This window comes from Gordonia sp. w5E2, assembly GCF_036540975.1.
Classification (GTDB): Bacteria; Actinomycetota; Actinomycetes; order Mycobacteriales; family Mycobacteriaceae; genus Gordonia; species Gordonia jacobaea.
Map to the genome: position 1 here is coordinate 4,933,621 of NZ_CP144213.1, position 23,783 is coordinate 4,957,403.

24 protein-coding genes are annotated in these 23,783 nt (G+C 63.6%); 11 read left to right on the top strand and 13 right to left on the bottom strand.

Going from position 1 to position 23,783, the window contains the following annotated elements; genetic code table 11:
* The 5 genes from RND64_RS22375 to RND64_RS22395 form a co-directional block, all read right to left on the bottom strand.
* Complete coding sequence (locus RND64_RS22375; protein WP_049699298.1) at nucleotides 1-1,281, bottom strand: FAD-binding oxidoreductase; 1,281 nt, start codon at nucleotides 1,279-1,281, stop codon at nucleotides 1-3.
* The gene (locus RND64_RS22380; RefSeq protein ID WP_083444391.1) at nucleotides 1,281-2,048 is read right to left on the bottom strand and encodes an SDR family NAD(P)-dependent oxidoreductase; all 768 of its coding nucleotides are present in this window, start codon (nucleotides 2,046-2,048) and stop codon (nucleotides 1,281-1,283) included. Before RND64_RS22380 ends, RND64_RS22375 begins: the two co-directional genes overlap by 1 nt.
* Nucleotides 2,045-2,524 carry a MarR family winged helix-turn-helix transcriptional regulator gene (locus tag RND64_RS22385; RefSeq protein ID WP_049699296.1) on the bottom strand — a complete coding sequence of 160 codons (480 nt, stop codon included), beginning with the start codon at nucleotides 2,522-2,524 and terminating at the stop codon, nucleotides 2,045-2,047. Before RND64_RS22385 ends, RND64_RS22380 begins: the two co-directional genes overlap by 4 nt.
* Before the next feature lie 91 nt (nucleotides 2,525-2,615).
* A complete protein-coding gene (locus tag RND64_RS22390) occupies nucleotides 2,616-3,065 on the bottom strand; it encodes a winged helix-turn-helix transcriptional regulator (RefSeq protein WP_049699295.1) in 450 nt (149 codons plus the stop codon).
* Nucleotides 3,066-3,147: 82 nt separating this feature from the next.
* Nucleotides 3,148-4,083 (bottom strand): NADP-dependent oxidoreductase, encoded by a 936-nt coding sequence (locus RND64_RS22395; protein WP_049699294.1) that lies wholly within the window; start codon nucleotides 4,081-4,083, stop codon nucleotides 3,148-3,150.
* Between the two features lie 177 nt (nucleotides 4,084-4,260).
* Here RND64_RS22395 and RND64_RS22400 point away from each other — a divergent pair, with 177 nt between their 5' ends.
* From RND64_RS22400 to RND64_RS22420, 5 genes are all read left to right on the top strand, one after another.
* The gene (locus RND64_RS22400; protein ID WP_049699293.1) at nucleotides 4,261-4,938 is read left to right on the top strand and encodes an SDR family oxidoreductase; all 678 of its coding nucleotides are present in this window, start codon (nucleotides 4,261-4,263) and stop codon (nucleotides 4,936-4,938) included.
* Nucleotides 4,939-4,995: 57 nt separating this feature from the next.
* Complete coding sequence (locus tag RND64_RS22405) at nucleotides 4,996-5,475, top strand: MaoC family dehydratase (RefSeq protein ID WP_049699292.1); 480 nt, start codon at nucleotides 4,996-4,998, stop codon at nucleotides 5,473-5,475.
* 53 nt (nucleotides 5,476-5,528) lie between these two features.
* Nucleotides 5,529-6,374, top strand: coding sequence for an MBL fold metallo-hydrolase (locus tag RND64_RS22410; protein WP_049699291.1), 846 nt, complete (start codon nucleotides 5,529-5,531; stop codon nucleotides 6,372-6,374).
* A 147-nt stretch (nucleotides 6,375-6,521) separates the two neighbouring features.
* Nucleotides 6,522-7,343 (top strand): alpha/beta fold hydrolase, encoded by an 822-nt coding sequence (locus RND64_RS22415; protein ID WP_049699290.1) that lies wholly within the window; start codon nucleotides 6,522-6,524, stop codon nucleotides 7,341-7,343.
* A 190-nt stretch (nucleotides 7,344-7,533) separates the two neighbouring features.
* On the top strand, nucleotides 7,534-10,266 hold the full coding sequence (locus tag RND64_RS22420; RefSeq protein WP_049699289.1) for an ATP-binding protein: 2,733 nt from the start codon (nucleotides 7,534-7,536) through the stop codon (nucleotides 10,264-10,266).
* Between the two features lie 21 nt (nucleotides 10,267-10,287).
* On the opposite strand, the gene RND64_RS22425 is transcribed toward RND64_RS22420, so the two are convergent.
* The 3 genes from RND64_RS22425 to RND64_RS22435 form a co-directional block, all read right to left on the bottom strand.
* Nucleotides 10,288-11,139 carry an LLM class flavin-dependent oxidoreductase gene (locus tag RND64_RS22425; RefSeq protein WP_049699288.1) on the bottom strand — a complete coding sequence of 284 codons (852 nt, stop codon included), beginning with the start codon at nucleotides 11,137-11,139 and terminating at the stop codon, nucleotides 10,288-10,290.
* A 25-nt stretch (nucleotides 11,140-11,164) separates the two neighbouring features.
* On the bottom strand, nucleotides 11,165-11,908 hold the full coding sequence (locus RND64_RS22430) for an SDR family oxidoreductase (RefSeq protein ID WP_049699287.1): 744 nt from the start codon (nucleotides 11,906-11,908) through the stop codon (nucleotides 11,165-11,167).
* A 120-nt stretch (nucleotides 11,909-12,028) separates the two neighbouring features.
* Nucleotides 12,029-12,607, bottom strand: a complete 579-nt coding sequence (locus RND64_RS22435; RefSeq protein ID WP_049699286.1) for a TetR/AcrR family transcriptional regulator — start codon at nucleotides 12,605-12,607, stop codon at nucleotides 12,029-12,031.
* A 466-nt stretch (nucleotides 12,608-13,073) separates the two neighbouring features.
* Between RND64_RS22435 and RND64_RS22440 the strand changes: the two genes are divergently transcribed.
* Together RND64_RS22440 and RND64_RS22445 are read left to right on the top strand one after the other, a co-directional pair.
* Nucleotides 13,074-13,595, top strand: coding sequence for a PadR family transcriptional regulator (locus RND64_RS22440; RefSeq protein WP_200903257.1), 522 nt, complete (start codon nucleotides 13,074-13,076; stop codon nucleotides 13,593-13,595).
* Entirely contained in the window at nucleotides 13,588-14,673 is a 1,086-nt protein-coding gene (locus tag RND64_RS22445; RefSeq protein ID WP_049699284.1) for a BtrH N-terminal domain-containing protein, read from the top strand. Before RND64_RS22440 ends, RND64_RS22445 begins: the two co-directional genes overlap by 8 nt.
* On the opposite strand, the gene RND64_RS22450 is transcribed toward RND64_RS22445, so the two are convergent.
* Nucleotides 14,559-15,053, bottom strand: coding sequence for a TnsA-like heteromeric transposase endonuclease subunit (locus tag RND64_RS22450; RefSeq protein ID WP_331436315.1), 495 nt, complete (start codon nucleotides 15,051-15,053; stop codon nucleotides 14,559-14,561). The genes RND64_RS22445 and RND64_RS22450 overlap by 115 nt on opposite strands.
* A 135-nt stretch (nucleotides 15,054-15,188) precedes the next feature.
* Nucleotides 15,189-17,423, bottom strand: coding sequence for a replicative DNA helicase (dnaB, locus tag RND64_RS22455; RefSeq protein ID WP_049699283.1), 2,235 nt, complete (start codon nucleotides 17,421-17,423; stop codon nucleotides 15,189-15,191).
* Nucleotides 17,424-18,040: 617 nt separating this feature from the next.
* Between dnaB and RND64_RS22460 the strand changes: the two genes are divergently transcribed.
* Nucleotides 18,041-18,661 (top strand): hypothetical protein, encoded by a 621-nt coding sequence (locus RND64_RS22460; protein WP_049699282.1) that lies wholly within the window; start codon nucleotides 18,041-18,043, stop codon nucleotides 18,659-18,661.
* 14 nt (nucleotides 18,662-18,675) lie between these two features.
* Here RND64_RS22460 and RND64_RS22465 read toward each other — a convergent pair whose 3' ends face one another.
* The 3 genes from RND64_RS22465 to RND64_RS22475 form a co-directional block, all read right to left on the bottom strand.
* Nucleotides 18,676-19,287, bottom strand: a complete 612-nt coding sequence (locus RND64_RS22465) for a universal stress protein (protein WP_083444388.1) — start codon at nucleotides 19,285-19,287, stop codon at nucleotides 18,676-18,678.
* Between the two features lie 281 nt (nucleotides 19,288-19,568).
* Nucleotides 19,569-20,270 carry a hypothetical protein gene (locus RND64_RS22470; RefSeq protein WP_160318052.1) on the bottom strand — a complete coding sequence of 234 codons (702 nt, stop codon included), beginning with the start codon at nucleotides 20,268-20,270 and terminating at the stop codon, nucleotides 19,569-19,571.
* On the bottom strand, nucleotides 20,267-21,160 hold the full coding sequence (locus RND64_RS22475) for an Lrp/AsnC family transcriptional regulator (RefSeq protein WP_049699279.1): 894 nt from the start codon (nucleotides 21,158-21,160) through the stop codon (nucleotides 20,267-20,269). The genes RND64_RS22470 and RND64_RS22475 overlap by 4 nt, the downstream gene beginning before the upstream one ends.
* Nucleotides 21,161-21,420: 260 nt before the next feature.
* Between RND64_RS22475 and RND64_RS22480 the strand changes: the two genes are divergently transcribed.
* Genes RND64_RS22480 through RND64_RS22490 form a run of 3 tightly spaced genes read left to right on the top strand, consistent with a single transcriptional unit; the run spans nucleotide 21,421 to nucleotide 23,758 of the window.
* Nucleotides 21,421-22,257 (top strand): ABC transporter substrate-binding protein, encoded by an 837-nt coding sequence (locus RND64_RS22480; RefSeq protein ID WP_049699278.1) that lies wholly within the window; start codon nucleotides 21,421-21,423, stop codon nucleotides 22,255-22,257.
* A 2-nt stretch (nucleotides 22,258-22,259) separates the two neighbouring features.
* Nucleotides 22,260-22,994 carry an amino acid ABC transporter permease gene (locus RND64_RS22485; protein ID WP_049699277.1) on the top strand — a complete coding sequence of 245 codons (735 nt, stop codon included), beginning with the start codon at nucleotides 22,260-22,262 and terminating at the stop codon, nucleotides 22,992-22,994.
* Nucleotides 22,991-23,758 carry an amino acid ABC transporter ATP-binding protein gene (locus tag RND64_RS22490; RefSeq protein ID WP_049699276.1) on the top strand — a complete coding sequence of 256 codons (768 nt, stop codon included), beginning with the start codon at nucleotides 22,991-22,993 and terminating at the stop codon, nucleotides 23,756-23,758. Before RND64_RS22485 ends, RND64_RS22490 begins: the two co-directional genes overlap by 4 nt.
* Nucleotides 23,759-23,783: the final 25 nt, after the last annotated feature.

A 23,783-nucleotide genomic window follows, 5' to 3' on the forward strand; every position in this document is an offset into this window, starting at 1 on the left:
TCAGCGAACGGTGGCGTCGAAGTTCTGGGTGAACACGCCATCGGGATCCCACTCGTGCTTGATCGTGCGCAGTCGCGCGAGGGTCGGCGCGGGAAACGCCGCGGCGATGTCTTCTGGCCGGTGGTTTGACTCGAAACTGAGGTAGATGCCGTCTCGGCGAGCGCGGATCGGTTCCCACGCGTCGTCGAACGCCTGGGAGGAGTGGTCGGCGACAGCGGTGACCGAGAAGTTCTGGTGGCGGTGGGCATACGCGGTGGCATCTGCCGGCACGTCGTTGATCGCCCCTCCCGCAGAACGGATCTGGATCATCTGCGCACCGTAGGATGCGAGTAATTCGCCGATGTCGGCGGCGAGATCGTCGTCCAGATGCTCGACGAGTGCCGTGTGCATGACAGCGGGTTGCTGGCCGACGTGGAGCGCATCGGACGTGAGCGGGACGGCCGGGTAGGGAACCAATTCGGCTCGTGCGCCGACGATGTCGGGCAACTCCGTAAACGGTGTGAGCGCGCGGGTCGCCGCCGCCGCGTCGTCGCCGGCGTAGACTACCGTCGCTTGCGCGAATGGTCGCGCACCGGCGCCGATGTACAGGAACGCCGAGATCTCGCGAGGAGCGGCCTCGACCCGGGGTCCCCATTCGGTGAGAAACGTTGCCACGTCGGAGATGTCGAACGCCAGCGCCGCCCGCGCCACCGTGGGCGTGGTGGCGGCCTCGAACTCGAATCGGGTAACGATTCCGACGTTGGCGCCCGCGCCGCGGATCGCCCAGAACAGGTCGGGATGCTCATCGTGCGACACCCGCATGATGCGCCCGTCGGCGGTGACGATCTCGGCCGCGCGTATGCGGTCGATCGTCAACCCTTGTGCTCGTCCGAGCAGTCCGATTCCGCCGGTGGTCGCCAGGCCACCAACACCGACATCGCCTGAGTCTCCAGAAGTCAGGGCCAGTCCCCAGCCGTAGAGGTTGCGAGCGACCGCGCCCCACCGCCCGCCGGCTCCGACGGCCACCGTCGCGTCGCCCACATGCTCCACGTGATTGAGGTGTCGCAGATCGATGACGGTCCCTCCGTCATTGGTGGCGATGCTGCTGATCCCGTGCCCACCGCTGCGGATCGCGAACGGATCACCCTGCCCTACAGCGATTTCCAATGCGCGAGCCGTTTGGTCTGCGTCGACCGGCAGAAGCACACGGCCCGGACTGCCCGTGGCCGAGTAGACGTGCCGAACATCTTCGTAGCCGGGGTCGCCGGGAGTAATGATGTGAAGCTCATCGGTCGTGCCCATCAGTGCGCCTCCGGTCCGACACGCTTGTCCGTGAGGTAGTGCACCGTGGTGTCGGAGAGGGGGCTGGTCCCGACGACCAACGCCGCGACATGTGCGCCGACCTCCTCGCCCTCGAGCCACGTCGGATCGTCGACGCCTGCACGCTGCCGCGCACGCGTCCGTACGACGCCCAAGATGACCTGATAGAACCGCGGGCCACGACCATCCTGTTCAGCGGCGATCGTCCGCGTCAGCGACTTCGACGCCGCCGCACTCAATGCGACACCGGCTGCGCCCGGGAACGGGATGTCGGCACTCATTCCGTTGAGCTGCAGGATCATTCCGGTGCGCGCTGTGTGCGGCAGGAAGCCGCGAAAGAGCCGGAAGACGGTCGTCAGATTGGCATCGAGCAAGTGTTGCCACTCGTCGTCGTTGAGTGACAGCGCGGGTCTGCGCCCCTGATTCCCCCACGACGCGACCGCGACGACGACTCCGTCGAACGTTCCATAGGTTGTGGCGAGTGCCTCGATCTGCGCGTCGAGATCGGGCGCCGATGCGTCCAGAACCTCGGTGTGCAGCCGCTGATCGGTCTCCGCGTCGACGACGTTCGCCCGCAGCTCATCGAGTCGGGCGCGATCACGGCCGGTCGCGATGACCGTCGCGCCGTCGTCGAGCAGTGTCCGAACGACGCCTTCGCCCACGCCCCCGGAGCCGCCGACGACAACGACTGTCTTTCCCTGAAGGTCCGGTGTGGTCAATTCCCAGGCCGGGTGTACTGCAGTGGTCATGCTTGCGCTCCTTGCGTGTTGGCGGCGACTCGCGCCGCGTTGGTTTCCAGTGCGGTCAGGGCGTCTCCGAGCGCGGTCAACTGCGCGTCGGTGAGTGCATCACCGAACCACTGTTTCGCCGCCCGCAGATGTGGTCCGACGGCCCTTCGGTGGGCGCGGCGACCGTCATCGGTCAGCGAGATCGTCGACGCGCGACCATCACCGTCGATCTCCGGTCCGCGCTCGAGCAGGCCCCGTTTCTCCATCCGACCGAGTTGGTGTGCAAGTCGGCTGGAGTCCCAACCCATCTCCCGTGCGCAATCCGACGGCCGCGCAGATCCGCCGGCCTCGACGAGATGAGCCAACACGGTGAATTCCTGCTCGGAGAGGCCGGCGTCTTTCAGTCCCCGACCAACCTCGCGTCGCAGGGTCTCGGTCACGGTCTGTAAGCGCTGCCAGACGTCGAGCTGGCGGGCCGATAGGTGATTAGCTGACATGTCAGGTAAAACCCAGTAGGCGTCGATCTATTCCCGTTTGTTCGGAGCGGTGTGCCGCACGCCTCGTTGACGCGGAACCAGGGAGTCCGACTTACTGCCCCTTGCGCACCAGAGCCACACCTGCGGGGTCGGCAATTTCTCCGCCCCGACGACGCAAGCTGGCCAGCACCGGTTCCTGCGTTGCCGAGTCGACAAAGCGGTATCCGTTGTCTGCGGCCTGAGGTAGATAGCTGTATCCCCACTGCGCGAGCGAGGCCAAGACGGTACTCAGCGCGTGGCCGGCCTCGGTCAGCTCGTAGGCCTGCCGACGACGGTCACCGACTTCCTGATACTCGACCTGCTCGAATACGCCTGCAGCAACCAACGACGCCAACCGCGCACTGAGGACGTCGGGCGCGATCCCGAGTTCTGATCGGAACTCCGAGAACCGCGTTCTACCCCGCAAGGCCTCTCGGATGATGAGCACCGACCACCGTTCGCCCAACACCCCCATGGCGCGAGCTATCGGGCACGCATCGTCCGTCCACGCTGTTCTTGGCACACGTCGATTGTCACACACCCTAACTTGGCTTATACAACCCAGGAGTTCTCTTGTGCCGCTGCACATGGCGGCCCGGGGTTGATCAGGAATCGTCCTCGACCACGGTGAGGACTGTCTTGCCGGGTCCGGCCTTACTGCTCTGCGCCTGCCCTGCGTCCGCCAACGGGAAAGTGGCTGCCACCACAGGCTGCAACCGCCCATCCGATACCAGTTTCGCCAACTCGGTCATACCGAGCCGGTCGGCCTCCACGAACAGGCCGGCCAATCGAATTCCCTTGCCGGTAGCCGATTCCGCGACGTCGGGCAATGACTGGGGAAGAGTCGATACGAGGATGCCACCAGGCTTGAGTGCCTGCACAGCCTTGCTCGGATAGTCGTGTCCGATGACGTCGAAAACCACATCCAGATCGGTGACGGCATCAACGAAATCTGTTGTCGTGTAATCGATCACCTCGTCGACGCCCAACCCGGTAAGAAAGTCGGCGCTTGCCGCGCCTGCCACGGCGTAGACGTAGGCGCCGCGGGCCTTGGCGATCTGGACTGCCAAGTGCCCGACTCCACCTGCGGCGCCGGTGATCAGGACTCTGCTCCCCTGCCCCACGTGTGCCGTCTCGACCAGAGCCTGCCACGCGGTGAGTCCCGCCAGTGGCAATGCCGCTGCGTGCACGTGGTCGAGAGCAGCGGGCTTCGGCACGAAGACACGGGTGGGCGCGACGACGTACTCGGCGTACGCGCCGTGCCCCTGCGGAAATGGCAATAGCCCGACCACTTCGTCTCCCGGCGCAAACAGCGTCGACCCGAGTCCGACCTTTTCGACCGTCCCCGACACATCCCAGCCGAGGACGAATGGCGGGTTTCCGACGAACATGCCCGTTTCGCGGTTCATCGCATCGACAGGGTTCACGCCCGCAGCGTGCACCCGAACGAGGATCTGGCCGAGCCCTGGAGTAGGGGTGTCGATATCGACCTCGGTAAGCACTTCTGGTCCGCCGAGCCTGTCCTGGCTGATAGCGCGCATGAGAATCGAAGTCCTTTCATCGAGGTGTCTCTGTGCCCATCCTTGCTCAGGCTGACGGCGGCGGGTATCCGTCAGATGACTGTGGCGTATCGATACACAGTCATCTGACGGATACCTGTCCAGACGTACTTTGGATCAAGCTCGTCCGTGGAGACCCCGAGCGATAGCGAGACTGATGTGGCGACAACAACAACGGTAAGCGGAGCAACTGCCGTAGTGACCGGTGGACGACGCGGCTTGGGTAAGGCCATCGTCGACGAACTGCTCGCCCGCGGAGCGACCAAGGTGTATGCGACCAGCCGGACACCTGAAGCCAGCAACGACGCACGGATCGCCAACGTCGCACTCGACGTCACAGTTGAATCGTCGGTACTGGCCCTGGCGGACGCGGCCGCCGATGCCACGATCATCGTCAACAATGCAGGTCTACTCGCCGGGCAGTCGCTGTCGACGTCACCGATCGACGACATCGAAGCAGCAATGGAGACCAACTTCTTCGGCCCGCTGCGTGTGACCCGTGGGTTTCTGCCGAAATTCGTAGCGACCGATGCCGCCACCATCGTCAACGTCGCTTCGGTGCTGGCGTGGATACCCGGTTCCGGGGCGTACGGCTGCTCCAAAGCCGCGCTGTGGTCGGCGACGAATTCACTGCGTATGGAGCTCGAACCGCAGAACATCAACGTCGTGGGGGTGTATCTCGGCTACACCGACACAGACATGGTGTCGGGCCTCGACGTCCCGAAGAACGATCCTGCAGATGTCGCCCGTCAGATCGTCGACGCCATCGAATCCGGCGCACCCGAAGTGATTGCCGACGACGTCACCCGCGCCGCCCGCAGTTCCGTCTTTCGCTGACGTCTGCGCGACGAGGTGCAATACATACCGGTAAAACGACACACGGACGGATTCCCAATGCCAACGTTGTTTCTTGAAGACCTCACACCTGGGCAGAGCTTTTCCGGCACAACGACGATCCAGATAACCGCGGAGGACATCCAGCGGTTCGCTGCCGAGTTCGATCCTCAACCGTTCCATCTCAGTAGCGCGGGTGCGGCCGATTCCGTCTTCGGGACGCTGGCCGCCAGCGGCTGGCACACTGCCGCAGTCACCATGCGGTTGCTGGTCGACAGCGAGTTCCGGCCCTCCGGAGGAGTCGTCGGAGCGGGATTCGATGATCTGCAGTGGCCGCTACCGGTGCGCCCGGGCGACGAACTGCGAGTCACGAGTGAAGTCCTCGAGGTCCGCCGATCGAGATCGAATCCACTCATCGGCATCGCCAAGGTTCGTACCGTCACGCTGAATCAGAATGATCAGCCGGTGCAGGTATCAGTGGGTAATCTCGTGATCCCGGCGCGCGATACTCCGAAAGAGCCTGGCACGCAGTCGGACTGACCGACTGCACAGTTCCTAATACCGGCGAATGCAGTACAGAAGGAGTATTAGCGATGCCAGAGCTGACATACGACGTTTTGGTTCTCGACGGCACGCCGCGTTCCGGGGACATGCGCCTCCCGAGCGGGGAGTCCATCGTCTCCTCGCCACTCTCAGTCACACTCGTGCAAGGCAGTTCGGATGCAGTTCTCGTCGACGCGCCGTACACCTATGGTCAAGTTGAGCGAGTCCGCAACTGGATCCGTGATTCGGGACGAAACCTCATCGCCGTCTATATCACCCACGCGCACGGCGACCACTGGCTCGGAGTTCACGAACTTCTCCGGGAGTTCGGCGACGTGCCGGTGTACACCACTGCCGGCCCTTTGTCGCGGATGCCCGGCGAAGCGACAGAGGGGCGAGATCGGTTGTGGGACCGCGTGTTCGGTGGTCTGATTCCGCCGTCTCCCGTCATCGCGCAGTTGTTCCCTCCTGACGGACTGCAACTCGAAGGTCACGACCTGGTTCCGATCGACCTCGGCCACACCGACACTGCAGACACGACCGCGCTCTGGGTGCCCGATCTGCGACTGTTACTCGCCGGAGACTCTGTCTACAACGGCGTCCACCAGTATGTCCTGGAGACACCTGACGGCGGCTTCGATTCCTGGCTCGCCGCACTTGACACCATCGCCGCTCTCGACCCGGCCTTCGTCGTCGCCGGCCACAAGGCCCCAGGGAGCGACGACGATCCGCGATGCATCGCCGAGACCCGCGACTACCTGGTCTTTGCCCGCGAACTGCTCGCAACTGTCGACCGTCCTGACGAGTATTACAAGCGGATGCTTCGGCGATACCCGAAGCGCGTCAACGCAGGACCCGTCTGGTACTGCGCGCTCGGTCTGCTCACCGGTCGATAGCACATTTTCGGTTAGGTAAATCAGCGCGATTACACCCTGTGCAGTCAACACACGTATACCGCAGGCAGGAAGGCCCGAACAGAATCGGTCTTGGGGCGTCACCAATCGTGTTCGCTCCCAATGCCGCCATCCGTGAGGGAGACTCAGATGCCATTCATAACCGCTGCCGACGGCGCCCAGATCTTCTACAAGAAATGGGGGTCGGGCCGCCCGGTGATCTTCAGCCACGGATGGCCATTGAGCGCTGACGCGTGGGACGTCGAGATGAAACTCCTTGCCGACCATGGCTATTGCGCAATCGCTCATGACCGTCGCGGACACGGCAGATCCGAGCAGACGTGGACCGGCAACGACATGGATACCTACGCCGCAGACCTCGCCGGTCTCGTCGATGCCCTTGACCTGACCGATATTTCACTCGTTGGGCATTCCACCGGAGGGGGCGAGGTCGTGCGTTATGCAGCCCGCCACGGTCAAGGTCGGGTCAGCAAGATTGTCACGGTCGGAGCGGTACCGCCGATCATGGTGCGTTCCGAACGGAACCCCGAGGGCACTCCGATCGAGGCCTTCGACGACATCCGCGCCAACGTTCTCGCCGACCGCTCAGCCTTCTGGCAAGACCTTGCTCTGCCGTTCTATGGTTTCAATCGCGAAGGGGCGGCCGTCTCCAAGGGCCTCATCGACGAATTCTGGCGTCTGGGCATGCAGGCAGGACTCTCCGCCGTCTACGACTGCGTTGCCCAGTTCTCCGAAACCGACTTCACCGAAGATCTCCAGAACCTTCAGGTACCAATCCTCATCGCTCACGGGGACGACGATCAGATCGTGCCCATCCACGATTCCGCGGCCAAGGCAATCGACCTGGTCAAACACGGCACTCTTCGCATCTACCCCGGTGCGTCGCACGGTATCCACGGGGCCTATCAGGCGGCGCTGGGGCGCGACATCGTGGAGTTCCTCGGCGAGTGACGACACCAGCCATCAGCGGCGCCCTCGCTAGGTGTAGGGCAAATCCCTCTGGGTTGGAATAGCCTATTCAGGGTGCTAGGGTCCAATTGTGACTCTCCTGCAGTCGGATATGCGGACAGGAAACAGCACCGACGCACGCCGGCGAACTGATAGCTCGAGCAGTCCGGCGGGAGTTAACCGAGCCGGATCAATGATCGGTCGCGTCGAAGAATTCGAGGCCATTGTCACTGCCGCTTCCTGCGCCCGAGAGCAGGGATGTGCGCTCGTCGTCGAGGGACATCCCGGAATCGGTAAGACGACGCTGCTCACCTCGGCCGCGCAATGGGGCAAGGACAACGGGTTCACGGTTCTGTCCTGCGCCGGAGTCCAGTGCCAGACCAAGGTGGGCTACGCCGCAGTACACGAGTTGGTACGCCCGATTCTCGGGAATGCCGATTCCCTTCCGCCACACCAGAAGCGCGCCCTCCTCGGTGCGCTCGGATTGGGCGAGCCTTTCGAGTCAGACCCACTTCTGATCGGTGTCGCGGTGCTCGGGCTGATCGAGGAGGCGTCGGCGCGGCGTCCGCTGATGCTCATCGTCGACGACGCGCACTGGCTCGACGGCTCGTCTCTGCATGTGTTGACGTTCGTCGGGCGCCGGATCTCCTCTGCGGCAGCGGTCTTGCTGTGCGCGGCTCGCCCGGGACTCGACGGTGAATCGGCCCGGCTCGTGTCTCTACCTCGTCTGACGTTGGGTCCTGTCGACGAATCGGCCTCACGAACTCTGCTCGCCGAGGCACTCGCGGCCGGACCGGAGTTGAGTGAACTGGCCCAGCGCCGGGTGCTTTACGAGGCGGCTGGTAACCCGTTGGCCATTGCCGAGCTCGCGAAAGCCGTCGCCGCGACGGACGACCACCATCTCTGGGGTGGAACGCCGCCACTGCCAACCACCCGACGCATCGAAAGGATCTTCCTCGAACAACTCGGCGTACTACCCGAACCCAGCAGGCAGATGCTCGCACTCGTCTCGGCGAGCGACGCGACGTCGTTGACGGAAGTGTTGGACGCCGCACGGCGCGTCGACCTACCCGAGACCTGCTTGGACCCGTTGGAACGCACGGGCTTGATCACTGTCGATGACGGCGTCATCAAGGTGCGACATCCTCTGATCCGATCGGTGGCGTACAGCGCAGCGACGTTATCGCAGCGTTCGACGTTTCATCGCGCGCTCGCTGAAGCCACCAGCGACCCAGCGCAGGCCACCTGGCAACGAGCCGCCGCCTCTTACGGGCGAGACGAGGTCATCGCTACAGAACTCGAGTACGTCGCGCGCGCCGCAGGACAGCGGGGCGCCAACGCCGAAGCCGCCGCGGCGTGGCGGCGCGCGGCGATACTGTCGACCACACCGGGTGAGCGCGTGCGCCGCCTGGTGCGCGCGATCGAACCGGCTTGTCGAGCGGGGTTGACCACGGAGGCGATCAACATTGTCGACGAGGCCGAACCGTTGGCCACCGGCCTGGATGATCTCGTCGAACTCGCCACCGCCCGTTTCACTCTCGGCGTCACCGCCGGTGTGGCGGTGCCCGCGATCGCCGACTTGCTGTCGTTGGCAGATCGACTCGCCGACGCCGACACACCGGAGCACCATCTTGCACGCGTCAACTTGGTGGCCGCTGCCGCGGCACAGTGTCGGATGCACGGCCTCGACGAGGGCGATCGCCACCTCGTGGCAGACAGCCTGCACCGTCTGGAAGTCCTTGACGAACCCGCGATTGAGGTCGCGTTGGCGACCGTCGAAGACACCAAATACGCGCACCAGTTCCGTTCGCACGCAACGACTCTTCACACCGCTGCCAACGACGACACCATGCTGCTGATGTCGATGGGCTTGGCCGCCGAATCAGTCTCTGATCTGTCGACGGCTCAGCAATGTTGGGACAGAGCTATTCGAGTTGCACGTACCAGCGGTGCGCCCAGCATCGAATGCGAGGCACTGCGCGGATCAGCTCGCGCACAGATCATCGCAGGCCAGCTCCCCGAGGCGGCAATGAGTGCGCAAACCGCTTTGCGTATCGCAACTGACTCCGACATGTCCCTCAGCATGGGGAGCGCCGCAGCACTACTTGCGCGGGCTCATGCGTGGCGCGGGAGCTTCGCCGATGCTCAGAGCGCACTGGCAATCGCTCGTCAGCACCTCCCTGTGGACACATCACTGCTCTGGATCGACGACCTGGCTTGGGCCAGTGGTCTTCTCGCTCTCATCCGGCACGATTACGACGAGGCGTTCACGGAATTGTCGAAGATGGTGCGGGACCGTAGCTCTCGTCGGTGGGCCATTGCAGATCTGACGGAGGCAGCGGTGGCGAGCCACAACGTCGACAATATTGGCACGCTGGTGGACGAAATCAACACTGAGGCAGCAACATTGGGCTCCCCATATCTGCTCGCCCTGGTGCATCGGAGCCGAGCATTGTTGGCCGGCAACGGTACCGACGCCGAAGAACACTTCCGGATAGCACTGCACGACGGTGCCCGTGCCGAAGCGTCGCTGGAATACGCGCGAACCCAACTGAACTACGGAGAGTGGCTGCGTCGGCAGCGTCGGATCGTCGATTCACGGGTTCAACTTTCGGCGGCCCTCAGGGCGTTCCAATCGCGCGACGCCGAGCCGTGGGTGCAACGGACCCGCACCGAACTTCGGGCAGCCGGGGTGCAATCGCCCGGAGACTTGACCCCCACGAACGACGTAGAAGCGGAATTGACCCCACAGGAAATGCAAATCGCACGCCTGGCAGCGTCGGGGCTCAGCAACCGTCAGATCGCTGATCAGATCTACGTGTCGCACCGAACCGTTGCGGCACACCTCTACAAGGTGTTTCCCAAACTCGGGATCAGTAGCCGGAACCAGATCCGAGACGTCCTCAACGAACGCGAGCGCCATTGAATTGGCACTTGCGTCTGCCCTTCAGCCAATGATGTTGTTCGCCAACCAGAGTGCCGCGTGCGCCGGAAAGGGGGCGGGCAGGATGAGAACTAGGTGCGTGAAGCCCGCGTCGACGACCTCAGCGATAGCCGCCCGCGTCTGAGCGGGATGCTCGTAGGACGTCGGCAACGCGACCGATCGTACGATCGACGCCGGGTCGCGACCGATCTCGTCGCACAGTCGATCGAGCAGCGCATTGCGCTCGACCATCTCGGCGATGTCGCCGCCCGGCATGTTCCAGATGTCCGCATGCTGTGCGACCACCCGCAGTGTTGCCCGCGATCGGCCACCGATCAGCAGGGGTGGGTGCGGACGCTGCAGCGGCTTGGGATTACCCACCGCCCCGGTCAACACGACGTGCTCGCCGGTGAAGTCGAACGGATCGTCCTCTGTCCAGAGCCGTTTGATCACTTCACACGCCTCGGCAAGCGCTTCCACTGATTGCCCGAAACTGTTGTACGGCAACCCATTTGCCTCGTACTCACGGCGAGCTATCGGAATGCGCGGGTTGGAGCCCGCGCCGATGCCGAAGTCCAGCCGACCGTCGGACACGACGTCGACGGTGGTCGCGATCTTCGCCAGCATCGCCGGCGGACGAAAGCGGTTGCTCGTCACCAGCATTCCGACCCGCACCCTCTCGGTGACCGCGGCCAGCGCAGAGAGCAACGTCCACCCTTCGAAGATGGGTCCCTCCAGCGGTCCACCGATCGGCAGGAGGTGGTCGAACAACCACATGTGTTCGATCGCCGGTATGCCGTCGGCGTCTTGCCACACTTGGAGTAGGTCGGAGTAGTTAACCTGTTGCGGCGCAGTGAGAATCCCGAACGAAGGCATCACGCTTCTCCCTCGGTGCGGGCGCCTACCATGCCACCGGACCGTTGACGTCGGTGAACGTACCGGTGGGTCCGTCCGCAGTTATCGACGCCATACGCACGGCGGAGACGGCGCCTTCAGCGGGAGTCAGGACTCCCCGGTGTCCGTTGAGGTCGGTGGCGACGAAGCCGGGGCACACCGCGTTGACGAGGATGTTGTCGGCGGCGAGATCCCTCGCGTACTGCAGGGTGATCGCGGTCAGCGCCGTCTTAGACGGGACGTAACCCAGCGCGACCGGGGCCGACTCAAAGGTCTGCGGATCCGTCATCATCGTGAACGACCCCGCGCTGCTGGACACATTGACGATGCGCCCGGCCTTCGACTTCCGCAGCAGTGGCAGGAAGGCACTCGTCACATTGATGACGCCGAATACGTTGGTCTCGAACACGAATCGGATGTCGTCGACGTTGGCCGAGCGAGGTAGCTGACCGGAGAAGTCCGAACCCGGCCGGTGGCTGATCCCGGCATTGTTGACCAGTGCGTCGACCCGCCCGAACAGACTCTCCACCGTCTCGGCAGCAGCCGCAGCCGACCCGGGATCGGTGACGTCGAGAGCGACGGCGACCGCGTCGCCGCCAGTTGCGCGGATCTCCGCGACGACCTGCTCCCCGGCTTCCTTGTTGCGCGCGCCGACCACCACCACGTTGCCCAGGTCTGCGAGCTGCTTGGCGATCTCCCGGCCGATCCCCTTGTTTGCGCCGGTTACTACTGCGATCTGCTTGTCACTCATCGGTTCTCCCTGAGTTCGACGTTCACGGCGCCGCTTCCAGGCACTTGCTAACCGGAGCGGTACTCCACTTAAAGTATCGGATAGGCTATCCGGTTAGCAAGAGGCGGAGACGCACAGGAGCTACGTCGGGATACGAAGGCCGTCCAGGAAGGTCGCGAGAATCGGCCGACGGTAGCGCGCGTCTCCGGGAATGGCCGCGATGGCGACGACGGAGTCGAGAATCTGTTCCAGTGACAGGTCGCCGCGGACTTCCTGCGCGTGCTGCGCCGCGATGAGCAGTGGTCGGCCGGACGCGATCACTCGCGCCCGGCTGGTGTCGAACATCGTCTCGTCGCCGTCGACATGGGCCAGCAGGTCCGCGGCGAATGGGCGCTTATTCAGCGCGAACGTCATGAAACTCCGCAGCCAGTACTCGAGCCTTGCGGCAGGCGTGTCGCCCTGGGCGTCCTCGCCTGCGTCGCAGATGACCTGGACCTCGCCCTGGTAGAGCGCTTCGAGCAGAGCGCGGCGGTCGGCGAAGTTGCGGTAGACGGTCGCCATGCCCACGCCTGCGCGCCGGGAGATCTCGGCCATGGACACGTCGCTGCCGGATTCCTCGAACGCAGAGCGGGCAGCGGCGAGGATCTTGTCGCGGTTGCGCTCGGCGTCGGCGCGGCGAGAAGAGGCCTGCGCGGCCGACAGGGGCCTCGCTGCGTTCATTCGTGGTTAGCCTATCCGGTTAGTGATGCGGATCGCGCGTCCGCTACGGGTAGAGCATAGCGTTTCGGCACAGGGTCGAGCGCCGGTCCGTGGGTCGTCGTGGCCCGTGACCCACGCCGAGGTCCGACAGAGAACGCGTAGCTGGTCCGCCCGATTCGTCGACACCCGAGGCGCGGACCGCTTCCCAGCTGAAGTCAGCCTCGGTCGCGCGCAACTCGGCAGCCGCTGGTCTGACCAGTCTCAACCCGTTTTGAGGAGCCAGTAGAGCGGTTCGGCAATGCTGCTGATCCGAGCGTGCCCTGACCCTGTCGGTCTCGTCGGACACCGATTGTCGACGTCCGTGAACACCTTTGGCACCGCCGTCGGATCGCCCGTCGACGAGGTCTGACGCCATAGCGCCAGGCGGACCTCTCCACTTGTGGCGAAGTGACCTTCTCGGACACTATTCTAGTACTAGAATATGCGGGTGCTGACTCCTGCCGAACTAACGGTGCTGGGCCTGATCGTTGAGCAGCCCCGGCACGGCTACGACCTGCAGCAGGTGATCGAGCAGCGCGGTATCCGACAGTGGACGGACATCGGCTTCTCATCCATCTATTACGTGCTCGCGAAGCTGGAGAAGCGTGGCCTCGTCGAGGCCGCTGAGGGCAGTCCTGCCGCGAAGTCTCGGCGGGTGTTCCATGCCACCGCGGAGGGGCGGCAAATGGCAGTCGATGAAGCCGTTGCGTTCATCGCAGATCTTCGAGCGGTCGCGCATCCGGTCCTCGTCGGCCTGGCCAACTTGCCGCTGGTCTCGAAGCGTGCCTATGACGAGGCGCTGCGTAGCAGACTGACTCAGCTTGAGGCCAGGATCGCATCAGTTATGGAAGCCCAGCGGATCCAAGCTCCCCTACCGCACCCAGCGCGTGAAGTCTTCTCCTACTCCCTCAGCCTCCTGGAGGCGGAAAGGTCGTGGCTCGCCAAACGAGTCCAGGTACCCGATGAGTGAACAGACCACGCCCAAGCCACCCGACACGACGATCATCGACGGAGTCACCACGGTCGGCGGCGCGCATTGCGAGACAACAGCACTCGGCGTGCTTCTGAGCCGCGCCGGGATCGATCTCTCCGAACCGATGCTCTTCGGGCTGGGCAGCGGGCTGTCTTTCATCTACTGGGACTCGAAGCAGCAAGGGCTGCCCTTCCTGGGCGGCAGGGTGAAGCCCTTCGTGCTCACCCAGAACCTGACGCAACGACTGGGGCTCGAACTGCACGTACACGAGACCACCTCCGCGCGAAGGGCTTGGGAACAGGTCCGCTCCTCGATCGACCAGGGGAGCCCCGTAGGCCTTCAGCTCGACAGCCATGACCTGGAGTACTTCGGATCCCGTGTGCACTTCGCCGGTCACGTCGTCGCCATGTACGGCTACGACACCGAGCGGGCACATCTGGTCGACACCGCGCAGCAGGGCGGAGCCGTGACAACCAGCCTGGAAAGTCTGGCCAGGGCGCGAGCTGCACGCGGGCCGATGTCGGCCCGCCACCGGTCCTTCACCGTGAAGGCGGCGGCGAACACGGATGCCGGGCACCTCATCCCCGCGATCATCCCCGCGATTACTGCATGCGCTGAGGACTTCCTGGCGCCGCCGATCGCCAACATCGGCAACCGAGGAATCCGCACAGCTGCCAAGCGCGTGAAGTCGTGGTTCGATCGAGTCGAAGATCCCAGCCGCGACCTCGCCGTCATCGCCACCCTGATGGAACGCGCGGGCACCGGAGGCGCACTGTTCCGCAACCTGTACCGCGACTTCTTGACCGAGTGCCAGCGGCTACTCGAAGGTGAGCCGGTCGCGGACGTCATAGAGCAAGGAAGGAACCTCTTCGCCGAGTCTGCGCTGCTCTGGACGAGCGTCGCGGAACTCATCGAGAAGGCCGGTGCTATGGGTAGCCCGGACCATCTCGCAAGAGCGAGTCAGCTGCTCGATGACATCGCAACGATTGAGACCTCCGCGATGACTGCACTCAGCGCCCTGACGGAGTCCAAACCCGACCCACTCCCCACAGCGCTCCCAAGCGGGTCGAGCTGAGTGCGCGGCTTCACATCAACGACCACCGGTCCATCGTCTGTCAACAACAGATAGTCCGGCACGTGCCTGCGCGGACGCTTCGCGATGGAGGTACGAATCAGGAACGGCTGCGCAATGATTCGACTCACCGCAGGATCGAAGTCCGCGAACAAAAGTCGGGTGAGTTCTAATCGAGATTCGTAGACTACGTGCGCTTGGTCGGTCGCCGACCAGTAGGTACCCGAGTGCTTCTGGCCGTGGCGCCAACGGAACATCCGCCACGGCACCGCATTGCCGATCAGCTCAAGGGAGGCGTGGTCCCATTCAATGCAGGATTCCTTCAAGGAGTCCTCTGAGCGCAGCGAAATATTCGGGAGTGGCATTGCCCCCACCTCTGGCATGCCGCCACCATCGCACCTCCGAAATGCCGCTATGCGGATTCCAGACGGCGTGTCTCAGTCCGTCTGCACAAATGCCGCCGAGGTGCAGTCAGTCGTGAGAAAGTGCAGTCAAACTTGAGAACCTACAAACACCAACTACCCCCGCGCCATATCCACGAAGCGGCTCAAATGTAGTTGGTGCGCAACGGTTATCGTCGCCGTCGGACCGTTGCGGTGTTTGCCGACGATGATGTCGGCCTCACCCGCGCGCGGGTCGTCGCGTTCAAACGCGTCGGGACGGTGGAGCAGGATGACCATGTCGGCGTCCTGCTCGAGCGATCCCGATTCACGAAGGTCCGACACCTGCGGCTTCTTGTCGGTGCGCTGTTCTGGACCACGGTTCAGCTGGCTGATCGCGACCACGGGAACCTCGAGTTCCTTTGCGAGCAGCTTCAATTGGCGGCTGAACTCCGAGACTTCCTGCTGACGCGACTCGACCTTCTTGCCCGACGTCATCAGCTGCATGTAGTCCACCACAACGAGTTTCAGGTCGTGGCGCTGCTTGAGGCGTCGAGCTTTGGCGCGAATCTCCATCATGGTGAGGTTCGGCGAGTCGTCGATGAACAGCGGCGCCTCGGAGATCTCACCCATTCGGCGTGCGAGGCGCGTCCAGTCGTCGTCAGACATCGAACCGCCACGCATGTCGCCGAGCTTGATCTTGGCTTCTGCCGAGAGGAGTCGCATCACGATCTCGACCTTGCTCATTTCCAGGGAGAACATCGCGGCCGTCATCTGATGGCCGATCGAGCACGACCGGATGAAGTCCATGGCGAGCGTCGAATTGTGCGTCGGCACCATCGCCTCACCAGCGAGGTACATGTGCTCGTCGTTGTCGACCTGCACGCACCGCACCGGGACGCTACGGACCGGACGAACGGCGACGACGCGTCGAACTCCCGACTGCATGCGAAGCTCCTTGTGGCGCAACGCTTTATGGTAAACGGTGAAGACATCGTCGTCGCCGGTGTCGACGCGGAGCCAGCCGGTGGCCGACCTCTTGTATGTGTAGCCGAGTCCGGCGACGAGGTCGGCGATGACGGCGGTCATGTGTCGGGTAGCGGCGGGAACGATGATCCATCCGTCCTCGTCGACGCTCGCGCGGGCATCGAGGAGTCCGGCGAGCAGTGCTCGACGCTGGGCGATCGACCCGCGCAGATACTCATACGGAATACGACCACCGAGGTCTGACATCAGCGCCATGACGTCGACGTCGCCCTCGGCGTCGATGCGGATGCCGATCTCGGGGTCGTCGAATGCCATTCCGGCAAGTGCGGCAACGGTATACGGACCGTAGGCAAAGTTCTTGCGCGGCAACTCGAGTGGCTCGGTGTTGCGCACCATGGCGCACCCGACGTGCACCCGCAGATCGGCGGTGGTGAGGGTGCGGCGCTCGTCGTCGATCTCTGCGACCCACTGGTGCTGTTCGTCGGCGACGAGCACGCTGCCGTCGCTGAACTCCACCTCGAAGCACGGCCGCTCGGTCATGACCTCGGTCGCGGCAACAACGCGCGTCGGCCTACCGTGCGGATCGATGAGCTCGTCGCCGACGCTCACCGTGCCCATCGTGGTCCAGCCGGTCGGGGTCGGTAGCGGAGTGTCGAGCGAGAGCGCTTTGCCGACACCCGGGCGGGCCGCCACGATGATCATCTGCCCGGGGTGCAGTCCGTTGGTGAGCTTGTCCAGGTCGGCGAAACCCGTTGGCACACCGAGCGAAATGCCACCACGGGAGGCGATGGAGTCGATCTCGTCCATCGTCGGCTGCAGCAGCTCTTCGAGCGGCACATAGTCTTCGGCGGTACGCCGCTCGGTGACCTCGTAGACCTCGGCCTGTGCGCGGTCGACCACCTCGGCGACATCCTGACCGTCGGCACCGGAGTAGCCGAACTGCACGATGCGCGTGCCAGCCTCGACGAGGCGTCGAAGAATGGCCTTCTCGGCGACGATCTCGGCGTAGTAGCCGGCGTTGGCCGCGGTGGGCACGGTGGAGATGAGGGTGTGCAGGTAGGGTGCGCCTCCGATGCGGCGCAGCTCGCCCGCGCGCTCGAGTTCTGCGGCGACCGTGACGGCGTCGGCGGGTTCGCCCTTGCCGTACAGCTCAAGGATCGCCTCGTAGACGGCCTGGTGCGCCGGGCGGTAGAAGTCGTTGGTGCGGATCTTTTCGATGACGTCGGCGATCGCGTCTTTCGAGAGCATCATGCCGCCGAGAACGGACTGCTCCGCCGCCATGTCTTGCGGCGGTTGACGGCCATATTCCTCGACCGGCATGTCTGGCTCGTCTGGTCGTCCGGAATCCCGAGCCGCACCGTGGCCGCGATCATCGACAACTGCCACGTGTGCCAACCTTTCGAAATCGAACCCTGACGATGGACGGCCCCCCAACCGTCAACTCGTCGACACGGCGGTGTGCTGACGACTCTGCCGTCCCCCGGAAGCCTGACTGGCTGAGTCGTCTTTGTTCATACCCGAGGGGTCTGACAGGTCGGACCGCACATCGCGACGCGCAACACCATCGGGCACTGATGGAAGACAGTAGGAGTTCGTCTCGTCGCACTCAAACGCGCTTGTGGACGAACTTGTGGATGGCCTGTGGACGGCGCGCGCGCAACCGCGTGTCAGTTGTGCAGCCGCTGTGGAGAACGCTGGGGAGTAGATGTGTGTGTAACTCAATCTTCGCAGGTCAGATGCTGTGTGCGATTTCCACAACGAAGAACTTTTCTTGGCTCGGCGTGTCTTGGGAAACTCACAGCCGGGCGTGTTGTGGGCGGGTGACAACCACCATTGCGCTACAACGCAGTGAACAGTGGGTGTGACCTGCGCAACAACAAGATTGATGCGCGGCGATTCGCCTTCGCCGCGCCGCGTAACCCGCCACTGTCTGAGTTTTGCCCTCGCCCGACGCTGCGATGTGGTGCACTGGCCCCGTGCCGACGACCCGCAGACGCCACCGGATGTCTCGCTCCCGTCTGGCGTCGTGTTTTCTGGCGGCCGCAGCACTTCTCGTGCCGCTACTGAACGCATCCCCGGCATCCGCGGCACCCCTACCGCTGCCCGCCGCGTTCGACCTGTCGCGGTACACACCAGTCGATCCGACGCCGTTCCGCTCACTGGCCTACGACGACAACGGACGGTCGTTCTTCACCACCGGACGGTGGAACTGCCAGATCGGCCCGACGTTCCGCTCGGTGGGCTGCCAGGGCCGCCCCGCGACCGCACCTCCCGTCATCCAGGGCGCAGCCATCACCGCCGACGCCCAGGGGCCGTGGTGGGTACCTGAACCCGATCTGCTGACCGGCACCTCATACCGCTTCGGCTCGACGTCGGGCTTCCGTCCGCCGCGTCTGAGTGTCGGCACACAGGTGACGATCGCGGGTGTCACCTGCACGGTGCCCTCAGCCACGCAGGTTGCCTGCCGCACCGGCAATCGGGCGCTGATCTTCTCGCCCGGATTCCACAAGTTCTACTACCCCGCGGGAGACACCGCGCACAACGGCAATCCCGCTCCGCGCTACCTGCCGGCGTCACTGCAGGCGTCGAGTCAGCTACCGCTCGTGCCGGCGCCGCCGAGCTGATAGGCCCCCTACCGTCACTCCGCAGTCGCGGGGGTGCCTGCTCGACGCCGCTCACGCAGGTTGCGCACGCCACGTGGCGTAGCGGTGAGTAGGTACCCCGCATCGACACCCTTGTTGACCATCAGGATCGGAATATCTGTTGTGGCGCAGAGCCTTCGGGCCAATCGACCCGGCCCGGACGCATACCCGAGAACCATTGCGGCCGCGTCGAGGTCGCGGGATTCACGAGCCAACACGACGTGGGGACTACCGCTGCGCACCAGCGCTCGAACATCGGAAGCTCCTGCGGCAGAAGCGACTTCTCGTGCGCGTCGCTGAACTTCATGGATCACCGAGAGTTCCTCGAGTTGATAGGCGTCGACACCCAGCTCATCCCGCCAGCGTCGTTCCTCGTGACTGCGGTGGGGATTCGCGCGCTGCCGCGCGACGGCACTGACGAGGTAGAGCGGCGCCTCGGCGCGGACCGCACGCGCGCAATACTCGACCGCCCAATATGATTCGTCCGTTCCGCACACTCCGACGACGACGGGCGGTACAGACGTTTGGGTCTGGTTCTGGGATGACCTGCGCAAGGGAATTGTTGCGACGGGATTGTGCTGGATCTGGTGACCGAAGAGAGTGTGCATGGCGGTGACTTCCGAGATGGGACTGCATAGCTGTGAACGCGAATCCCTTACACCGGCACACCACGTCGGGCACCATTACCGAGCTGGACCCGGGGAACTCGCTGCACATGACGCTAAGAGCGCGAGCCCCCGCGGTATCGGGTAGCCGTCTACCCCACTTTCGCGGCTGCGCGTGCGCGTCGCGGCGTACGAGTACGCAGTTCACGCGATATGCCAACTACATCGTCCACACGATCTCGCGCCACCCGGGACGCTCACGAAACGAGTGCGCGTGCCCGCCTTCACAAATAGGACGCACGCCCCAGGTAGTCACGCGGCAGACGGGCGCTTCCGGGCACGAGATACTCGTCGGCGCTGATCATCCGCGACCACTCCGACGCCACCCCGGGCCACAAGTTCTCAACTCGGTCCCACTCCGACACGGCGACGCCATTGACGACGAGCCCTGTCAGAAGTCCTGTCAAACCGAGAATCGGTGTGGTTGTGGTCCATTCGATCGACCTCAGTGGCTGCGGCGATACCTCGATGCGGTCACTGTGGGCCCCAATGTCAGCTCCCGCCCGTCGCAGATTGTTGATGGCCGCGAGGTCGGCGGGCGATGGGGTTCCCAAGAAGACGCTGGGTCCGGTGGCCAAACACGCAGTTACGAGCAGAAGCGGGGTGAATGGCTCCGTCGCGCCCGAGGCCACCGTGATCGGTGCCAGAGCACCACTCGTGGAGCGCCCGGTGACCGTGAGGCCATCGGCTGATGACACTACGTAGCCCCCCATATCCGAGAAAGCCATCAGCATCGACTCCGCGGCAGGGAGGTCTGTCGGCCAATTACGCACCAGCACAGTGCCGCCCGTTATCAGACCTGCAGCAGCGAAGGCTACCGCGACGGCACCGTCCGTGCTCGGCGACTGCGTTACCGATGCCGGAACCGTCACTCGTGCACGCACAGGTGATGTCGTACTCGGTACCTGCCATCGTTGCGCACTCACGATAGAACCTCCAGCGGATAGGTATAGCTCTCTTTCACTGTGCTCAGATGGACCCAACTATCCAGATGCAGAACCGGTTTGAGCCCGCGCAGCCGATCCAGAACACTAACGACCTCAGCCAGCGAATCGGCATCGACGGTGGCTAGCAAGTCGTAGCGACCGATCGTCTCGGCCAGAAACCGCACCTGGGGCATTTCAGACAACAGGTCAGTACAACTCGATGCCGGCCCCAGTACCGAAAGTCCTACTCCTACATCGACTCTGGTGTCTCGCCGACCCGCGCGAGAGATGGCTCCGATCCGGACGACGCCGGTGTCGATCATCCGTAACACTCGTGTCCGTGCGGTCCCGGTGGACACACCCACCTTATCCCCCAGTGTGGTGAAAGCCATGCGCCCGTTCTCCTGCAGAAGCGTCAACAGCCGACCGTCGACCGCATCGATTTCGACGTTTTCGGCATGACTCGGGCGTAGCACATCCGCCACGAGCTTCGTGTAGAAGAGCGTTTCGGTTGCACGAACGCCGTCAATCGATCGCACGCGATCTAGCGCGCGTGCGAGGTCGTCGTCACTTCTGCTGCGTACCTCAGCAATCAGCGGACAGGACCCCGAAGTAAGCGAGACAAATGGCACGTCAGGCAATCGGGACAACTCGTCGGCTACGCGGCGCACCGGCCGGTCGACGCTCAGCGAGACATGGGCAAGGGAACGGATGCCTAGCGTCAGCGGGTGCACAATGCCCACCACCCGGATCACCTCGTCGTCGAGGAGTTGGGACAGCCGACGGGCGACGACCGACCGCGATAATCCCACACGGTCGGCAAGCTCTTGAGTGGTGATGCGGCCGTTGAAACGCAGTGCCTCCAGAATCTGCAGGTCCGCGCCCGACATTCCTACCGAGGTCGCAGCGCGACCGACCTCACGAGAAGTTAACAATGCCAATGCCCCTTGTCACGACGATCAGATCTTCAGCGTCTCCGGCTCGAAGCAGCTTCAGCGCGGACAATATGCGCCGATTCTAGTCACTATTGCAGTGAGACCACCATCTGGCTGACAACTTGCATTGCGGCCGAAGTGCCACGTCCTTAGTGTGGTCCCCGATCCACTGGCGCGTCCACCCATCAGCCCCACTGAACAATTGAGGAACCCTCATGTCACGAAAAGTCCTGGCAACTGTCGTCGCATTCGCAGCCACAGCTGCACTGGCCGCATGTGGCGGGGGCGGCGAAGGCACCCAGGCGTCCGGCGACGCACCCGCTGGCCTACTGAGCAACGGAAAGCTTTCTGTGTGCACCGATCCCGAGTACCCGCCGATGGAGTACTTTCAGGGCGGCGACACGTCTAACCCCGTGGGTTTCGATCCGGACGCCGCTCGTGCCCTAGCCGACAAGTGGGGCCTTGAGATCAGTTGGCAGAACACCGCATTCGACGGTCTGATGCCAGCGCTTCAGGCGAAGCGGTGCGACATACTCTGGGCGGCACTGTATTTGAGCCCGGAACGCCTTCAGGTGGCGGACGGTACACCATTCATGAACACCGGCCCGGGGCTGATCGTGCCATCAGGCACCACCGACATCACAACCTCCGATGACCTCGCAGGCAAGACGGTTGCCGTGCAGGGAGGCGGAAGCAACGAGCTGACTCTCAAGGAACTCTCAAAGAAGTTCACGAGCGAAGGCAAGGAGCCGATCACCATCCAGCCATACCCCAAAACCGCGGAGACCGTCGCGGCCGTCACGAATGGGAAGGCCCAGGCTCTGATCGAGACCGACGTCGCAGTCGTCGAGATGGTGAACAAGTCCGACGGGAAACTCAAGAGTGTTCCCGGCGTGTTTCCCACTGATACCAAGTTCGGGGTCTTCACCCGCAAGGGCTCCCCGTTGAGTAGCGCTGTGGCCGAGGCACTTCCACAGTTGCAGGAAAACGGCACTCTTGAGAAGATCGCCACGAAATACGGACTCGATCCCAAGCAGATCGTGACGAAGTAGTCATGACCTTCGATTGGGGAGTCTTCGTCAGCGCACTGACGTCGGAAGCCTTCTTTCGTGGTGCGCTGCTCTCGCTCGCGCTGGCCGTAACGGCGATGATCGCGGCCAGCATCGTCGGATTCGTGGTGGCTCTGCTGCGTATCGCGAGGAACCCTGCTGCCCGATTGGTCGGCTGGACCTATGTGTGGTTCTTCCGGGCCATTCCGACGCTGCTGGTGCTACTACTGATCTGGAACGCCGGACCGCAGCTGTTTCCCGCCTTGCGTGAGAACTGGTTTACCCCATTCCTGGCTGCCTTTATTGGCTTTACAGTCGTCGAGGCCGCGTACATGGCCGAAATCTTGCGCTCAGCACTGCTCAGCGTCGACGAGGGGCAGCACATCGCGGCCAGGGCAGTCGGCCTGCCACCCCACAAGGTGCTGTTCAAAGTGGTTCTGCCACAGGCAATCAAGGTGGCCATTCCACCAAGCGGGAACGAATTCATCGCAATGCTGAAGTACACGTCGCTCGCGTCTGTCATCTCACTGCGCGAGCTTCTGACCACCGCGCAATCCGAGGTGTCAAACACGTTCCGGTACGCGGAGTACTACTCGGCCGCGCTGGTCTACTACCTGGTGATCGTCAGCGTCGCCATGGCCTGTCAATACTTCGTCGAGGCACGCTATCGCTGGATCTCGAAAGGCCAGCACACCGAATCCACCCCGGTGCCCGCTGCCGGTCAGGAGGTCCCAGCATGAATCGACCGGTCCTGGAAGCGCTCAACCTTCACCGCACGTACGGCGATACCGAAGTGCTCAAAGGTGTTGACCTGTCGCTTGATCGAGGTGAGGTCAAGGCCCTGCTCGGGCCGTCGGGATCGGGCAAGTCGACGATCCTGCGACTCATCGCCCTGCTCGAGCCTGCCGACGAAGGAGAGATCCTGCTCAACGGAAAGCAGGTGGGCGTCACGACCAACACCAATGGGACCACGCGCCCGCTGCGCGAAGCGCAGTTGGCAAAGCAGCGACGCGACATCGGAATGGTATTCCAGCGCTTCAACCTATTTGCGCATCTCGATGTGCTGCACAACGTGACACTTGCACTTACCGAGGTCGCAGGCATGTCCAAGAAGGAGGCCGCGGAGACCGCCGCCGTGATGCTGGAGCGCGTGGGCATGGGTCATCGGCTCAAGCACTATCCGAGCGAGTTGTCCGGCGGACAGCAGCAGCGGGTGGCAATCGCACGCGCTCTGGTACTGAACCCCACAGTCATGCTGTTCGACGAACCTACCTCTGCCCTCGACCCAGAACTCGTCGGGGAGGTTCTCGCCGTGATGGAGAAGCTCGCCGATGAGGGAATGACCATGGTGGTGGTGACCCACGAGACGCGTTTCGCGCGTCGGGTCGCCGATGAGGTCGCCTTGTTCGACCACGGACGCATCATCGAATCCGGCGAACCCAGCGCCTTTTTCGATGATCCCCAGCATCCCCGTACTCGACAGTTTCTTTCCCACCTGCACTGAACACCGTGTCGCTGAGAACCGAACG

What these genes read in the sequence shown, in the direction of transcription:
- RND64_RS22375 (WP_049699298.1), bottom strand. Translation starts at nt 1,281, where the DNA reads ATGGGCACGACCGATGAGCTTCACATCATTACTCCCGGCGACCCCGGC.
- RND64_RS22380 (WP_083444391.1), bottom strand. Translation starts at nt 2,048, where the DNA reads ATGACCACTGCAGTACACCCGGCCTGGGAATTGACCACACCGGACCTT.
- RND64_RS22385 (WP_049699296.1), bottom strand. Translation starts at nt 2,524, where the DNA reads ATGTCAGCTAATCACCTATCGGCCCGCCAGCTCGACGTCTGGCAGCGC.
- RND64_RS22395 (WP_049699294.1), bottom strand. Translation starts at nt 4,083, where the DNA reads ATGCGCGCTATCAGCCAGGACAGGCTCGGCGGACCAGAAGTGCTTACC.
- RND64_RS22405 (WP_049699292.1), top strand. Translation starts at nt 4,996, where the DNA reads ATGCCAACGTTGTTTCTTGAAGACCTCACACCTGGGCAGAGCTTTTCC.
- RND64_RS22410 (WP_049699291.1), top strand. Translation starts at nt 5,529, where the DNA reads ATGCCAGAGCTGACATACGACGTTTTGGTTCTCGACGGCACGCCGCGT.
- RND64_RS22415 (WP_049699290.1), top strand. Translation starts at nt 6,522, where the DNA reads ATGCCATTCATAACCGCTGCCGACGGCGCCCAGATCTTCTACAAGAAA.
- RND64_RS22420 (WP_049699289.1), top strand. Translation starts at nt 7,534, where the DNA reads ATGATCGGTCGCGTCGAAGAATTCGAGGCCATTGTCACTGCCGCTTCC.
- RND64_RS22425 (WP_049699288.1), bottom strand. Translation starts at nt 11,139, where the DNA reads ATGCCTTCGTTCGGGATTCTCACTGCGCCGCAACAGGTTAACTACTCC.
- RND64_RS22430 (WP_049699287.1), bottom strand. Translation starts at nt 11,908, where the DNA reads ATGAGTGACAAGCAGATCGCAGTAGTAACCGGCGCAAACAAGGGGATC.
- RND64_RS22435 (WP_049699286.1), bottom strand. Translation starts at nt 12,607, where the DNA reads ATGAACGCAGCGAGGCCCCTGTCGGCCGCGCAGGCCTCTTCTCGCCGC.
- RND64_RS22445 (WP_049699284.1), top strand. Translation starts at nt 13,588, where the DNA reads ATGAGTGAACAGACCACGCCCAAGCCACCCGACACGACGATCATCGAC.
- RND64_RS22450 (WP_331436315.1), bottom strand. Translation starts at nt 15,053, where the DNA reads ATGCCAGAGGTGGGGGCAATGCCACTCCCGAATATTTCGCTGCGCTCA.
- RND64_RS22460 (WP_049699282.1), top strand. Translation starts at nt 18,041, where the DNA reads ATGTCTCGCTCCCGTCTGGCGTCGTGTTTTCTGGCGGCCGCAGCACTT.
- RND64_RS22465 (WP_083444388.1), bottom strand. Translation starts at nt 19,287, where the DNA reads ATGCACACTCTCTTCGGTCACCAGATCCAGCACAATCCCGTCGCAACA.
- RND64_RS22475 (WP_049699279.1), bottom strand. Translation starts at nt 21,160, where the DNA reads ATGTCGGGCGCGGACCTGCAGATTCTGGAGGCACTGCGTTTCAACGGC.
- RND64_RS22480 (WP_049699278.1), top strand. Translation starts at nt 21,421, where the DNA reads ATGTCACGAAAAGTCCTGGCAACTGTCGTCGCATTCGCAGCCACAGCT.
- RND64_RS22485 (WP_049699277.1), top strand. Translation starts at nt 22,260, where the DNA reads ATGACCTTCGATTGGGGAGTCTTCGTCAGCGCACTGACGTCGGAAGCC.
- RND64_RS22490 (WP_049699276.1), top strand. Translation starts at nt 22,991, where the DNA reads ATGAATCGACCGGTCCTGGAAGCGCTCAACCTTCACCGCACGTACGGC.